Here is a 15,831-nt window from a genome sequence, read left to right on the forward strand (position 1 = left end):
AAGGGAGCTAGGATTAAAATAGTAAACAAATTTATGCGTCTTTTTTATCATTTTTAACCTAAAGTAAGTTCTTTTTCATATACTCTTTTATCCACTTTTTATGACTATAAAAGAGAAATTAAAATGCTAAAAGGAAGTTGCTGTTGCGGTGCTATACAATTTCAATTAAATAATCTTCCAACAATGATGGGAACATGCCATTGTTCACGTTGTCGTAAGCTCGGTTCAAGTACACTTATTTTTGTCCAAAAAAATGATTTTATACTACTGCAAGGACAAGAATTTATTGAGAAATTCCAACCTGAACCGCCCTTTCACTACACACGTTCATTTTGTAAAAAATGCGGTACAGCACTTGGCGAAATTGGGTCGACCAATGATTCTTTTCCAATTCCAGCAAACTGCCTAGATGATCACCTTCCATTAAATATCCAATTTCATGTACATGTTGCTTCTAAACCTCATTGGTATGAAATTTGCGATTCAGCTCCTCAGTTTTTAGAAAATCCAAATTAATTTTAGATATAAAAAAGCGCTCCATATCGTGAGCGCTTTTAATAATGCAAAACAGCATTAACCTTTTTTCACTAAATAATGAAATTCTTTATTACCTTCAGCATCTTGAGCTTCTTCTTGTAATAATAATTCATGCCCTAAATGCATACAAAACTTAGGAATATCCCAAGACGTAGAGTTATCTGTTGCAAACACTTCTACAATATCACCCGATTTAGACTTACGAATGGCTTGATGCAACATCATGACAGGCTCTGGGCAACGTAATCCTCTTGTATTAAGCTGAATTGTAGGAGCAGACATAGATTCTGACATTTTCAAACTCTATTAAAAAATCAGATCAATTTTAACATAAAGTTTTCAAATTAGACGCTTAACGTAGTCTGAAAGTGAGTTATCAATAAAAAAAGATAAATGAACTCTCGCTTTCATCTTATTAACAATAGACAAGCGTATTTTCTAAGGTATGATTAAACTAATTTTTTTAACATAAAGAGTCTTTAGGAAAGATCATGCACGAGGAGTCACACCCATCGTGGGGTATGCGTGGTTTACGCAAATGGTTAAGCACTGCTCCAGAAACTCGCGATGAGCTATTAAAATTAGTACAAGATTCACGTCGTTTTTTAGAACCAGATACTGTCACTATGCTTGAAGGTGTCTTAGACCTTCCTGCAACAAAAATTCGTGAAGTCATGACCCCTCGAACTTCAATGGTCAGCTTACAAGAGGATGATGAATTATTTGAAATTCTTCATGTTCTTATTGAGTCTGCACATTCACGTTTTCCTGTTTTTTCTTCAGATCAACCAGACAATGTCGTGGGTATTTTACTTGCCAAAGATTTATTGCCTTTTTTAACTGAGCAAAATCCGAAAGTAGATATTCGCATGCTTATGCGTCGTCCACTTTTTATTCCAGAAAGTGCACGTTCCGATCAAGTTTTACGTATGCTTAAAAATACGCAAACACATATTGCAATTGTGATTGATGAATACGGCTCGACATCTGGCTTAGTCACTTTAGAAGATATTCTTGAAGAGATTGTTGGCGAAATTGAAGATGAGCACGACAAAGCAGATCCTGAAGCTGAATTTATTGTGCCTGATCATGAAAGCAACGAAACGAATGCTTGGTTAGTTCAAGCACGTACACCAATTGAACACTTTAATGATCTTCTTAATACCGATTTTCCAGAAGATGAAGTTGAGACTATGGGCGGATTATTATTACAAGAAATTGGGCTAGTAAGTGATTTACAAGGTCAAATGGTTGAACTTGAAAATTGGCAGTTTACTATTCTAAAAGCAGATGCTCGTACGATTCATCTCATTCGAGCTGTACGTAAATGAGAACATTCTTTGAAAGACTCATGAATCCTTCTCAACCAAAAAAACCATTAGCTTTTATTTATCCACTATTAATTTCATTAGTTGCTGGAGCAATTTTTAGTTTTGCTCTAGCCCCTTATCATTATTGGTGGATTGCGATTTTATCACCTGCTTTACTTTATGCTTCACTCATGAAGCGTAATGCAAAACAAGCTTTTTTAATTGGTTGGGCTTATGGTTTTGGTCTATGGTTTGTTGGTGCATTTTGGTTATTCACCTCCATTCATACCTATGGCGATACCAATCTCTATTTAAGCTTACTCATGATTGTCATCATGGCAATCATTATGGGGCTTTTTACAGCCTTTCAAACTTGGATTTATAAACGCTTTTTCCCAGAAACACCACTGACTTTCGCTCCTCTTTGGGCATTATTTGAGTGGGCAAAAACTTGGGTATTTACAGGCTTTCCTTGGTTATTTGCAGGTTATGCATTTACAGAACGCTTCTTAGATCATTACGCCCCATTATTTGGAATATTTGGCGTTTCTTTTGTTGTTATTCTCATTGCAGCAGCCATCGTTGAAATCCTCAATAAAAAGTTCTTTTGGGTGATTCCAATTGCAATTGTATTAATTACAGCTTGGGGTGCATCTTATCTTCAGTTTGTAGAAGTGAAAAAAGAAAAGCCTCTTTCTGTTTCGCTTATTCAAGGCAATATTCCTCAAGATTTAAAATGGTTGACTGAATACCAAATTAAAACTTTAGAAATTTACGTTGGACTAACTCGTACCGAATGGGGACGTGATTTAATTGTCTGGCCTGAATCTTCTATTCCTTTATTCCAAACAGATATTCCTGAATTTCTATCTGCTATGAATGAAGAAGCTATTCAATCTAATTCTGCATGGGTGACTGGTATTCCTTTTTGGGATGTAAAAGCATCTCAAACTGAAAATAAGCTTAAATACTACAATAGCATTATGGCTTCTGGCAGTGAATCTGATGGCTTATATAAGAAACAGCGTCTTGTACCATTTGGCGAATATATTCCTCTATCAGGGCTATTAAGTTGGGTTTTACCTGCATTGCAAAATGATCCTGCTGCTGGTGGCTTTAGCCGTGGTGCTTCAGATCAAAAGCCTCTAAATATTAAAGGTCATCAACTTGGTGCCGCTATTTGTTATGAAGTTGCCTACCCAAATCTCACAAGACGTAATGCCGCTCAAAGTGACTTTTTAGTTACTGTTTCAAATGATGCTTGGTTTACTGGAACAGCAGGACCACAGCAACATCTACAAATGGTTCAGATGCGCGCTAAAGAAAATGGACGATGGTTTGTACGTGCGACAAATACAGGGGTTACTGCGTTTATTAATGAACAGGGTCAAATTGTAAAACGTGCACCTATGGATGAACGAACCGTATTACGTGGTGAGTTACCAGCAATGCAAGGTCAAACTTTATATAACCGCCTTAGTGATTGGCCTATTCTTATTTTCTCTAGTTTATTACTTATTCTAGGATGGTGTTTTAGACCCAAACACGTTGATGTCTCATTTAAATCAAGACGATAATACTCTCTAATAAAAACAAAGCCGAAGATTAATCTTCGGCTTTTTATTTATCTATAGCAATCATATTCAAAAATCCATATTGTAAAATAATCTATTCCTTACAAAGAAGCTGCAATATATGAAATCATTCCAGCTAAAAAAAACATTGGGATATAACGATAGATTTTTACAATATTTTGCTCAAATGCACTCATTGAACTATTTTTTAAATTGAGCACAGTTGCTTTTAAAGCAGACCAAAAGCTTAAAATAAATAATGAGCTCACTAAACTTAATGCAAAAAAACCCACCATAATTTGACTACTACCCTCAGTAGTTTGCCATAAATGAAGAATCCCCTGACTCAGTGGTAATATACTTAAAATCAAAAGAACAGACTTAAGCATAGACCAATGAAACTGATTAATTTCATCTGACAATATTAATGCTTTCATTCTCCCCTCCAAAATAAGTTTTTTCACTTTCCGCTATTATGCAACCTTTTAAATAAATTAAAAGTCTATATTTCTCCTTATTTTACGATAATTGTTATCAGTAAATATGGTAATAATTCTTATTATAACTCTCAAATAAATATATTTTATTTTATCTTTTTATTTCAACAACTTACTACTATTTTGAATAATAGTAATTATTATCATTTCAGCTTAAATTGATTTAACCAATAATTTAAAAAGAAATATTCTATAAATCTATTATTAAGAATTAATCTCAACTTTATTCTTATATTAAAAAAATATAATATAAATAATTTATTTACTAGTACTTTATTTTAAATATTATCATTAACGTAATTTTAAACAAAAAAAAGCAGATATAAATATCTGCTTTTTTAACAAGATTTATTTAGCTACTGTTTTTGACTGAATTTTTTGCATATCTTGCAATAATGATTGCTGTAAATCCATCGCATTTTTTTGTAATTCAGCAATCTTATCCATATTTGGTGGAACATTCATGCCTGTAACGGCAAGCTCTACACCGATATTATTTACTTCTTTAATTTTATTACGAAGATTATCACCTTCTGTACTTTTTAAATGTAAACCATCTAGGTCTTTATTAAAACCATCGACATATTTTTTCATCTGGTCGACAACTTTAGTAACTTCATCTCTTTTGCCTTTTTGTACAGCTTCAGCTATTGAAGTTTGAAATTGTAGAGCTTCTTGTGCCTTTGCATTTGATAAGGTTTGGATTTGATCCAAATCACTACGCATATCAACAACAACTTCGCTACTATAAACAACTGCAGATGATGCTTCAGCATGGTTAGTAGAAGATGTCGTTTCATTTTTACCACATGCAGTTAACGCAAGCATAGATACACATAGTGTTGATAATAATAATTTTTTCATCATTTTTTCCTATTTAAAATAAATATCAAAATACGCATATACTTATTTAAGCCAAACAAAATTGTTTTTATGCTTACCCAAAAAAAATGCGTTAAACAATACAGTAAATTACGTTTTGATTTAATATGAAACAATAATACTACAAATATGTGAAATATATAACAGTTTATTTAATTTTTGTTAATTTTTTATATAAAAAAGCCGATGCTTACGCATCGACTTCTTATCGCTTAATTAATCAATTTAATAGATAAATACTTAAACTGATTCAAGCACAGCATTTAAAGTTGAACTTGGACGCATTACAGTATTTACTTTAGCTGTATCAATCGCATAGTAACCACCGATGTCTACAGATTTACCTTGAACTTCAGCAAGCTCAGCAACAATTTTATCTTCATTTGCAGCTAAAGTTTCTGCAAGTGGAGCAAACTGTGCTTTAAGCTCAGCATCTTGATCTTGATTAGCAAGTTCTTCAGCCCAGAATTTAGCTAGGTAGAAGTGGCTGCCACGGTTGTCAAGTTCACCAGTACGACGTGATGGAGATTTGCCGTTATCTAACAATTTGCCAGTTGCAGCATCTAAAGTTTGTGCAAGAAGTTTTGCTTTCGCGTTATCTTCTTTAATGCCAAGCTCTTCTAAAGATACAGCAAGTGCAAGGAACTCACCTAAAGAATCCCAACGTAAGTGGTTTTCTTCTACAAGTTGTTGTACGTGTTTAGGCGCAGAACCACCAGCACCAGTTTCGTACATACCGCCACCCGCCATTAACGGCACGATAGAAAGCATTTTAGCAGAAGTACCTAATTCCATGATTGGGAACAAATCCGTTAGGTAATCACGTAAAATGTTACCTGTTACAGAAATTGTGTCTAAGCCACGAGCAACGCGTTCAAGTGTGTAACGCATTGCACGTACTTGAGACATGATTTGGATATCTAAACCGTCAGTGTCATGATCTTTCAAGTATTTTTCAACTTTCTTGATCACTTCGTTTTCGTGTGGACGGTACGGGTCTAACCAGAAGATTGCTGGCATACCAGAGTTACGTGCACGTGTTACAGCAAGTTTAACCCAGTCTTGAATTGGTGCATCTTTCACCTGACACATACGCCAGATATCGCCCTCTTCAACGTTTTGAGACATCAACACTTCACCAGTTTCGATATCAGTGATGTTCGCAACACCCGCTTCAGAAATTTCGAAAGTCTTGTCGTGTGAACCGTATTCTTCAGCTTTTTGAGCCATTAGACCAACGTTAGGTACAGTCCCCATTGTACGTGGGTCGAAGTTACCATTCCACTTACAGAAGTTGATCATTTCTTGGTAAATACGCGCAAATGTAGATTCAGGCATTACTGCTTTACAGTCGTAAGGTTTGCCATCAGCACCCCACATTTTACCACCACCACGGATCATTGCAGGCATAGAAGCATCTACAATTACGTCATTTGGTGAATGGAAGTTTGTGATACCTTTTGCAGAATCAACCATTGCTAAAGCAGGGCGGTGTTCTTGACATGCGTGTAGATCTTCGATGATTTCTTCACGTAAAGAAGTCGGTAAAGTTTCGATCTTTTCGTAAAGACCAGCCATACCGTTGTTTACGTTAATACCAAGTTCATCAAACAATTTAGCATGTTTTTCAAATGCTTCTTTGTAATAAATTTTCACACAGTGACCAAATACGATCGGGTGTGAAACTTTCATCATTGTTGCTTTAACGTGTAAAGAGAACAAAATGCCTGCTTCTTTACAATCAGCCAATTCTTTTTCATAGAAATCGCAAAGCGCTTTCTTGCTCATGAACATAGAATCGATGATTTCACCATCTTGTAACGCAACTTTTGGCTTAAGAACAATCGTCTCACCAGACTTTGTAATTAATTCCATTTTCACGTTACGTGCACGGTCAAGAGTCATTGATTTCTCACCATGATAGAAGTCACCTTCTGTCATATGAGATACATGTGTTTGTGACCATTGTTTCCACTCATTCATTGAATGAGGGTGCTTTTTAGCATAATTTTTAACCGCAGTTGGTGCACGACGGTCAGAGTTACCTTCACGTAAAACTGGGTTTACAGCAGAACCTAAACATTTGCTATAACGCGCTTTAATCGCTTTTTCTTCTTCAGTTGTTGGATTTTCAGGATAATCTGGAATTGCATATCCTTTAGACTGAAGTTCTTTAATACAAGCAGTTAACTGACCAACTGAAGCACTAATATTAGGAAGTTTGATAATATTTGTACTTGGATCTTGTGTAAGACGACCTAATTCAGCAAGGTTATCAGATACCTTTTGCTCATCACTTAAGTAGTCTGCGAATTCTGCAAGCACACGCGCTGCAACTGAGATATCGCTCTTTACGATCTCAATGCCAGCAGGCTTAGTAAAGGTCTCAATGATCGGTAGTAACGAATATGTCGCCAATAATGGCGCTTCATCTGTCAGTGTGTAAATGATTTTTGACTTTCCACCAGTCATATATAGCCCCTTGCTTTAGATGGAGTTTTTAGAACCGAACTTGTGGTTCAGTTCCTTCGAACCAATTTGCTTAAATTAAACATTGAAAGTATCGGTCTTCAATGTAATTCAGTCAATGAAATATCTTTTCATATCATCATTTCGTATAGAAATAATATAAAAAGATATTTCATCAGCTTTCTTATTCTACGCGAAAATTGAGCTTTATTCGATCTTAAAATTAAGCTCTGACTCAAAATAGAATAAAGTATTTCTAAATTCCGACACACATTTTTACAGATACTTGCCATACCCTTAATTGAGATGAATACCTACAATATCAAGGGCATTACATACAATATTCATTATTTCTATAAGAACTTATAAAAATTAACGCTTGCATTTAACAGAAATCTGTCGAAACCATTATTTCAGTACAAAATAGGCAATGACAAAATTTAGCTCTGACACTTTCTAAAATCTACTATTTATTTTACGATAATAGCTGAAGATTAAAGTACTTTTAATATATTTTTTCTATCAATTGTTATTATTGATAAAACCTATTTTAGTACTTCTATTTTTACCTTAACTCATATGTTATTTATGGCATAACTCAATATTTATGATGAAGAATCATTTATTAAAAAACACCAACTTCTCCCACTATTACATACATATTTAAATTCAATCACTTATACCAAAATAAAAAAGGTCAATTTTAATTGACCTTTTAAAGTTTCTCACTGAATTAACTGCGTTTTATACTTTTATTATAGAGTGCTTGTGCAGCAGGTAAATTCTGTTTCATCGCATCAATACGTTGAGTATTCGATGGATGTGTTGAAAGGAATGATGCACCACCTGAACCATCCAATTTATTCATCTTTTCCCATAATGTAATTGCAGATTGAGGATTATACCCCGCTCTTGCCATTAACATGATACCGCCTTGATCAGCACGACTTTCCAAGCTACGTGAATAAGGTAAACCCACCCCAATTTGTGAACCTAATTGAGCTGCAGCAGCGCCAGTATCACCCACACCAGCAGCACTTAACCCCACACCCAATGCAATATTAGTTAATGCCTGAGCACCAATTTTTTGTTTTGAGTGTTCCTCTAGAGCATGCACCATTTCATGTCCCATAATCGCAGCAATTTCAGCATCAGTCAGATTTAATTTATTTACAATTCCAGTATAAAAAACAACTTTCCCACCTGGTGCAACATACGCATTGACTTGATCTGATTTTAAAACTGCCAATTGCCAATCAAATTTTATGCCAGTTTGATTAAGTTGATCTGCATACGGTTTCAAGTTCAGAAATACTGTATTAATACGTTTATATGTTGCAGATGATGTATCTAATGTTTTATTTGAACGTGCTTCGTCAATTGTTTGATTAAAGCCCTGTGTTGCAGTGGCATTTAATGTCGCACTATCTGCCCCAACCATATCAGCGAATGTAGTACATCCCGAAATTGTAACTGCCCCAGAAGCAAGAAAAGCTATTACCAACTTTTTATTCATTTCGCTGTTTCTCCAAACATCCATCATTGCAAAATTTATGATGAAATTATAACTTAGACCTTAATATGATTATGAATTTTTCTGATGAAATCATTGTATTTCTGTAAATAGATTCACTTAAATAAATTTATACAGTATCCAAAACATAAGTGCGAAGATATCTAACGCTAAATAGATATGGCACAAATTGTCTAATTTTTTATCTAATTCTTCATTTTTCCTTTTAAAAAATAAATATGTATTTTGCAATAATATTATTGGAATTAAAGCGCATGCGATCATGACCGTTAAACCAATAAAGGTTTGATAAATATATTCAATATTAACGTTTTGCAGTTTTATTATAATCATTGCAGCAGTAGGAGCCCCCCCCATTGCGAATAATAGTGAATAAAAAATTGTTCCTGCAATATTCTTTTGCATTGAATCTCCCATTTAAAATTCCTAATATCATATTTTGGTTATAATCTTTTTATATATTAAAAGCCACTCAACTTTTGTCTTGCAATAAAAAGCCCTGCATATGCAAGGCTTAATCGTCATTCATAAATTTCAACACATATTTTTATTTTTTAGTACTTGCAGCATAAAGTGCTTTTGCCTCTGCCATGCTCTTTTGTAAATCTGCAATACGGTCATTATTTGACGGATGTGTTGAGGCAAATTTAATTAATGCAGAATTATTACTTGAATCAATTTGGTTCATTTTTTTCCATACAGATACAGCAGCTTCTGGGTTATACCCTGCTTTTGCCATCAACATTAAACCACCACGGTCTGCTTTTGATTCAAGATTACGTGAGTACGGTAGACCAATCCCATAACGGCTACCCAAATCAATAGCATCAGCACCTTGTTCACCAAGCTTACTGCCTGCATATGACTTACCGATATTCACTGCAATATTCGTTAATGCTGTAGCACCCGCTTTATTTTTAGAATGTTCCTCTAAAGCATGGGTCATTTCATGCCCCATAATTGCAGCAATTTCAGCATCAGTTAATTTTAATTGTTCAACAATTCCTGAATAAAATACAACCTTACCACCAGGCATAACAAAAGCATTTAATTCATTTGATTTAAATACACTAAGTTTCCAGTCAAATGCATGACCGGTATTATTCATTTGATCTGCATAAGGTTTTAATTTTAAGAAAACAGCATTAACCCGCTTATATGTTGAAGAAGTCGTATCGAGTGCTTTTTGTGATTTTGCACTATCCACCATCGTTTGATAATCTTGTGCGGCATTCATATTTAAAGTTGCTGTATCGTTACCTGTTAAATCTGCAACTGTCGCACAACCACTTATACCAACAACCATAGCCAAAATTAAGGCACTATTTTTATTAATCATTTTATTTACCATTTCACGAAAACTTTACTGATTAAAAAATACAAAATTTATATTTCTTCACACTCTCAAAATTATAACAAATTAATCACAAAAATATCAATTATAAACAATAAATTCACATTTTATTCTTTTTTCAATAAAAAACCCCGCTTTTGCGAGGTTCTTTATCTCAATTTAATGCAAATTATGCATCAAATGGATGACGTAAAATAATTGTTTCATCACGGTCTGGACCAGTAGAAACGATATCAATTGGACATTCAATTAACTGCTCAATACGTTTGATATAGTTAATTGCCGCTTCTGGTAATTGATCTAAAGATTTAGCACCAAAAGTAGACTCAGACCAACCTGGCATAGTTTCATAAATTGGTTTTAAAGTTTCAAATGCAAGCGCATCAGAAGAACCTACACAACCTGAATCTGCTGCTTCATAACCTACACAGATTTTTACTTCTTCTAAACCATCAAGAACATCAAGTTTAGTTAAGCAAATACCTGAAAGTGAGTTTACTTCTACAGAACGGCGAAGGATTTCAGCATCAAACCAACCACAACGACGTTGACGACCTGTAGATGCACCAAACTCAGAACCTACAGTACCAAGGTGTTTACCAATTGCATCACCAACATCGTTAGCAGCATCATAAACAAGTTCTGTTGGGAATGGACCTGCACCTACACGCGTTGTATAAGCTTTAGTAATACCAAGTACATAGTCTAGGTGTAATGGACCAAGACCTGAACCCGAGCTTACGCCACCAGCAGTTGTATTTGAAGAAGTTACATATGGATATGTACCATGGTCAACATCAAGAAGTGAGCCTTGAGCACCTTCAAACATGATGTTTTCACCAGCTTTACGATATTTATGAAGCTCACCTGTTACATCCATAACTAATGGAGCAACAACTTCACGCCATTGATCGCAAAGTTCAAGTACCTCTTCTAACTTAACCGCTTCTACACCGTAGAATTGAGTTAATTGGAAGTTATGGTATTCAAGAAGCTCTTCTAATTGAGCTTTAAGATGATCACCACCACGCACCAAATCAGCAACACGCACTGCACGACGCGCCACTTTATCTTCATATGCTGGACCAATACCACGACCTGTAGTACCAATTTTTGCATTACCACGTTTTTTCTCACGCGCTTGGTCAAGCGCAATGTGGTTAGGAAGAATTAATGGGCAGTTTGGAGAAATACGTAAACGCTCTTTAACTGGTACGCCTTCTTTTTCAAGAACATCCATCTCTTTGATGAGTGCTTCAGGAGAAAGAACAACACCGTTACCAATTAAGCACAATACGTTTTCACGTAAAATACCAGATGGAATGAGGTGTAATACAGTTTTCTTACCACCAACCACGAGAGTGTGACCTGCGTTATGTCCGCCTTGATAGCGAACTACTGCAGTCGCTTGATCTGTGAGCAGGTCGACGATTTTACCTTTACCTTCGTCGCCCCATTGGGTACCGAGTACCACAACATTCTTGCCCATAATAGCCTCATTACATCATGCTGTTAAAATTGGAAAGTATTACTAAATGACATGAACATTTAGTAATACCATTAAATTTCTTCGACAATCCAATTGCCCGACTGATTAACCATTTTATGTGTTGCAAATGGTGTCGAACTTAAATCATCATTACCTAATAATTGAATAACACTTGCACCTTCTGCACGCAATTGAGCAATTGCATTTTGCAATGCGTCATCGGTTCCTTTTGGTGCAACAACAGTTTTCGCTGTTTTAAATTGACCAGCAGAAAGTGCATACAAGTCACAAGAAAAACCTGTCGCAGGACGTGCACGACCAAAGTGTTCACCAATACCATCATAACGTCCACCCTGCGCTAATGGTGCCGCACGATTTGGTGCATATACTGCATACATTAGACCAGTATGGTAATGATAAGAACGAAGCTCAACCACATCGATACCAATATGTAAATTTGGCCAACGGGCTTGAATTTCACTTTGGGTTGTTTTCAAAGCATCAAATGCTTGTTTAAATTCAACATCATTTAAAATTTCTGCACTTAAGTTTACTTGCAAAGTATCTAAATCACTTGCATAACGACCTAAATTATAAAAATCTTGACCGAACTTTAAATGAGAAGTGAATTCAGCAAGTTCAGGTAATGCTTTACGTTGATATAAATCTGAAAGTTGACGTTCAGTCAGTTTACTCAAACCTGCATGTTTTACTAAGCTACGGAATAACCCCACATGACCTAAATCAAGATGAATTCCATCTGCTAAACCTGCTGTTTGCAATAAGTTCAACATGACATCGACCATTTCTACGTCGGCATCAATACTGTCTGAACCAAATAATTCTGCACCTAATTGAAGTGGTGCACGTGTGGTATTAAACCCTTGCGGTTTGGTATGTAAAACCGTACCTGCATAGCAATAACGTGCAATACCATTGACTTGATGTACATGTGCATCGATACGTGCCACTTGTGGTGTCATATCGGCACGCACACCAAGCAAACGACCAGATAACTGATCGATAACTTTAAAAGTGGCTAAGTCTAAATCTTGATTCGATTCTGAAAGAGAAGATAGAGATTCGATATATTCGATAAATGGCGTGTACACCAACTGATAACCTCGAGATGCGAGGAAATCCAAAGCGTCACGGCGCAAAGTTTCAATTACTTGCGCTTGTTCTGGTAATACATCAGCTACACCATCAGGTAATAACCATGTCTCTGAAATGGGCATGTTGTAAACCTAAATCCTTGCCAGCGCGGAAGTAATCCGCATAAAAAAATCGGGAACACACCCGATTTCTCCTAGTCTAACACGATAGTTAATACTGTGCACCAGACTTTTTTATAAAAGCTTACAATATTCTAATAATGACTTATAAAACAGCGTTTAATTGATTAAAAGATCATACTTTTTAAATACTTTAACCAATTATATTATGCTTTATAAAAAATAATTTTCCATGATTAACCGAAAATCAATCATCCATTAAAAGCCAATAATTTAATTTAAAATTTATATGGTTTAGTCAAAAATTTAAATATTTAACCCTTCTTTAAATGACTCACATAAATCTAATAATCGATTAGCATATCCCCACTCGTTATCATACCAAGCAAAAACTTTTGCCTGATGCCCAACCACCATCGTTTGAGTTAAATCCACAATAAGTGAATAAGGTAAATGATTAAAATCTGAAGATACCAAAGGCTCATCAGTTACGTGCATAATTTCAGAATACTGTTGCTGTGCAGCGAAGGTTAAAACCTGATTAATTTCATCAACACTGAGCTGCGATTCTGAACTAAATGTTAAATCGATAGCTGCAACATTAATAGTAGGTACTCGAATAGAATAACCATCTATTCGATTTTCCATTTTTGGCAATACTCTCTTTAATGCACCTAATGCTGAAGAAGTTGTTGGAATAATATTTTGCCCAGATGCTCTAGCTCTTTGTAAATCACGATGTGCGTGATCCAACACAGATTGATCTGCCGTAACCGCATGAATTTCTGTCATTAAAGCAGTATCAATACCAAAAGCATCGTCAATTATTTTAACTAACGGCACCAATGCTTGAGTCGTACATGAGACACTTGAAATAATCTGATCTGTTTTCTTAACATCATGATGATTCACACCATAAACAATCGCAGCATCAACAGTATCAAAAGGCGCAGCACCAATAATTACGCGCTTTGCGCCTGCTGTTATATGTTGCGTAGCTGCTTCACGAGATCTAAATAGACCTGTACATTCCAAAATCACATCTATATTTAAATTTTTCCATGGCAAATCTAATGGATTTTTTTGATTTAACACTTCAACTTTTAATTGTTTTTCCGCATATTCAATCTGTAAATAATTTTTATTTTTTTCCTGTATAACTTCCACCTTTCCAACAAACCGACCATGAGTCGTATCATATTTAAACAAATGCGTTAAAGTTTCAATATCAGCAACATCATTAATAGCAATTATTTCAAAGTTAAATAGTTTAGGATTTTCAAACCAAGCTCTTAAAACATTTCGCCCAATCCTTCCAAATCCATTAATTGCTACACGTTGCATCAGTGTTCCTTCATTTTAACCCAAGAGTTGCTGATGCTTATGTTAATAGATTTTACTCTATAGCGGATATCTTTTCATTTATAAAGAATAATCAAAAATAAGAATAAATCTCTTATCTCTATTTTATACATTCTTTTTAATACCAATCTTCAGCATATCCCAAAAGCCTAAAATCTTTCCCTTATGATTTTCCATGATTGAGTCCTTTTTGCCACACATGGTTGAACTTTAATATTTGTACTAATTTTTCCACCATTTACTGCATCCATACATTGTCCTGTCGCTACATGTAAATATTGATGTTTAGAAGGAATTGATAACCAACGCTGATTTCCACTTTGATTACATGGTTCAGCCACCACACTTTTTTCTTTATCAACACCTAAACACATTGATTGCTCAACCAATTTTAATTGGTGAGTACCACTAATTTGCATTTTTTGATTATGATTAAATTGACAAACATATAACCCCATTTTATTTCCGCTTGCTAAACTATCAGCGCAAAAACCAAGAACACCATTTTTCAACATGAATGCTGGTTGTTTTATATATGATTTTGAATTAATTGTAGAAATACAATCTCCTTCCAAAGTACAAAATGACTCAGCAACACGAGAGCAAGCACCATATATTTCTGTCGAAGCACTTATTGCTTTAACCCCATTGGCACTGGGTTTAAAAAATATATTCGTTGTCGCTGGAACTTCACTACACTGGCGATATTCCTGCTCAGCTTGGGCATAATTTTCAACAAATTGAGTTAATTCAGGCTTTAAGCCACCCCATGACTTAGGAATTCGAATTTCACCTATTACTGTTGCTTTATCTGTACTTAAATCAATGACGCGAGATTGCCAAACTTGTTCTTTTTCATTTTGCCCCACCCTTGACCAAACAAATTGGTAACGCTGACCTTCTTTCCACGAATAATCAATCAGACAAGAAACACCCGAACCTTCATGAGAAAAGTATGAACATTCTGCACCTTTTATTTTATTCCAACCCTTTGCATTCCAAATTGAAAATATAGCTTTTTTTGTGCGTCCATCATTTTGTTGCAACCCCGTATATCCACCATCAACCTTTTCAAATTGAAATTGATTCGCCCAAAATGTAAGCCCATCATGACCTGGCTCATGCGTAATTTGAAAATCTGCTTTCATTTCATCATACCCCCCCTTTTTTATAGGAAAGTTATAATAATTTGCGACCATGCCACCTGGAGAAACAGCATAAATATTAGTCGAAAACAATAGTGCCAAAACAAATAGTTTTAATATATTCAGCATGATAAAACTCCCTTTTTTTATATTTATTCAAGCTTAGTTTGTTTGTTTTTACTTCTTAGAAAATTATCTCATATTATATGTATTAATAATGTATCGTTTTGATCATCTATTTATAAATTCACCTTAAATATTTAAATAAAATATTTAAATCAATTTATTATTTTAATTTTAAGTTTTTCGCAACGTTATGATTGGTGAATGTTGCTTTTTCCGTTATAATTTGGCGTTTTTAAAATTTTAAGCCAGCCTATCAAGTCACTTTTTCTCCTAATAACTTGGACTTGATACGCTATTAGCCAAATCGAAATTTATGG

Annotated in this window: 14 protein-coding genes; 3 read left to right on the forward strand and 11 right to left on the reverse strand. The window is 34.9% G+C overall.

The window, feature by feature from the left end; all coding sequences use genetic code 11:
* The first annotated feature begins 123 nt into the window (after positions 1-123).
* Positions 124-516 (forward strand): GFA family protein, encoded by a 393-nt coding sequence (locus AOY20_RS13485; protein WP_054582352.1) that lies wholly within the window; start codon positions 124-126, stop codon positions 514-516.
* Between the two features lie 57 nt (positions 517-573).
* On the opposite strand, the gene tusA is transcribed toward AOY20_RS13485, so the two are convergent.
* Entirely contained in the window at positions 574-831 is a 258-nt protein-coding gene (gene tusA / locus AOY20_RS13490; protein ID WP_054582353.1) for a sulfurtransferase TusA, read from the reverse strand.
* 197 nt (positions 832-1,028) lie between these two features.
* On the opposite strand from tusA, the gene AOY20_RS13495 reads away from it, so the two are divergent.
* Both AOY20_RS13495 and lnt read left to right on the forward strand, forming a co-directional pair.
* Positions 1,029-1,868, forward strand: coding sequence for an HlyC/CorC family transporter (locus AOY20_RS13495; RefSeq protein ID WP_054582354.1), 840 nt, complete (start codon positions 1,029-1,031; stop codon positions 1,866-1,868).
* The gene (gene lnt, locus AOY20_RS13500; RefSeq protein WP_054582355.1) at positions 1,865-3,424 is read left to right on the forward strand and encodes an apolipoprotein N-acyltransferase; all 1,560 of its coding nucleotides are present in this window, start codon (positions 1,865-1,867) and stop codon (positions 3,422-3,424) included. Before AOY20_RS13495 ends, lnt begins: the two co-directional genes overlap by 4 nt.
* A 98-nt stretch (positions 3,425-3,522) precedes the next feature.
* On the opposite strand, the gene AOY20_RS13505 is transcribed toward lnt, so the two are convergent.
* From AOY20_RS13505 to AOY20_RS13550, 10 genes are all read right to left on the reverse strand, one after another.
* Entirely contained in the window at positions 3,523-3,858 is a 336-nt protein-coding gene (locus AOY20_RS13505) for a hypothetical protein (RefSeq protein WP_054582356.1), read from the reverse strand.
* A gap of 408 nt (positions 3,859-4,266) precedes the next feature.
* Positions 4,267-4,782: a hypothetical protein gene (locus AOY20_RS13510; RefSeq protein ID WP_054582357.1), complete on the reverse strand. Its 516-nt coding sequence runs from the start codon at positions 4,780-4,782 to the stop codon at positions 4,267-4,269.
* 258 nt (positions 4,783-5,040) lie between these two features.
* Positions 5,041-7,272 (reverse strand): NADP-dependent isocitrate dehydrogenase, encoded by a 2,232-nt coding sequence (locus tag AOY20_RS13515; protein ID WP_054582358.1) that lies wholly within the window; start codon positions 7,270-7,272, stop codon positions 5,041-5,043.
* A 730-nt stretch (positions 7,273-8,002) separates the two neighbouring features.
* On the reverse strand, positions 8,003-8,785 hold the full coding sequence (locus tag AOY20_RS13520) for a M48 family metallopeptidase (protein ID WP_054582359.1): 783 nt from the start codon (positions 8,783-8,785) through the stop codon (positions 8,003-8,005).
* A 117-nt stretch (positions 8,786-8,902) separates the two neighbouring features.
* The gene (locus tag AOY20_RS13525) at positions 8,903-9,208 is read right to left on the reverse strand and encodes a hypothetical protein (RefSeq protein ID WP_054582621.1); all 306 of its coding nucleotides are present in this window, start codon (positions 9,206-9,208) and stop codon (positions 8,903-8,905) included.
* Between the two features lie 142 nt (positions 9,209-9,350).
* Positions 9,351-10,142: a M48 family metallopeptidase gene (locus AOY20_RS13530; protein ID WP_054582360.1), complete on the reverse strand. Its 792-nt coding sequence runs from the start codon at positions 10,140-10,142 to the stop codon at positions 9,351-9,353.
* A 184-nt stretch (positions 10,143-10,326) separates the two neighbouring features.
* Positions 10,327-11,646 carry an adenylosuccinate synthase gene (locus AOY20_RS13535; protein ID WP_054582361.1) on the reverse strand — a complete coding sequence of 440 codons (1,320 nt, stop codon included), beginning with the start codon at positions 11,644-11,646 and terminating at the stop codon, positions 10,327-10,329.
* A gap of 71 nt (positions 11,647-11,717) precedes the next feature.
* Positions 11,718-12,884: an ATP phosphoribosyltransferase regulatory subunit gene (locus AOY20_RS13540; protein WP_054582362.1), complete on the reverse strand. Its 1,167-nt coding sequence runs from the start codon at positions 12,882-12,884 to the stop codon at positions 11,718-11,720.
* A gap of 303 nt (positions 12,885-13,187) precedes the next feature.
* A complete protein-coding gene (locus AOY20_RS13545) occupies positions 13,188-14,225 on the reverse strand; it encodes a type I glyceraldehyde-3-phosphate dehydrogenase (RefSeq protein WP_054582363.1) in 1,038 nt (345 codons plus the stop codon).
* A gap of 167 nt (positions 14,226-14,392) precedes the next feature.
* A complete protein-coding gene (locus AOY20_RS13550) occupies positions 14,393-15,517 on the reverse strand; it encodes an RICIN domain-containing protein (protein ID WP_054582364.1) in 1,125 nt (374 codons plus the stop codon).
* Between the last annotated feature and the right edge of the window lie 314 nt (positions 15,518-15,831).

This window comes from Acinetobacter equi, from assembly GCF_001307195.1.
In the GTDB taxonomy this organism is placed as follows: domain Bacteria; phylum Pseudomonadota; class Gammaproteobacteria; order Pseudomonadales; family Moraxellaceae; genus Acinetobacter; species Acinetobacter equi.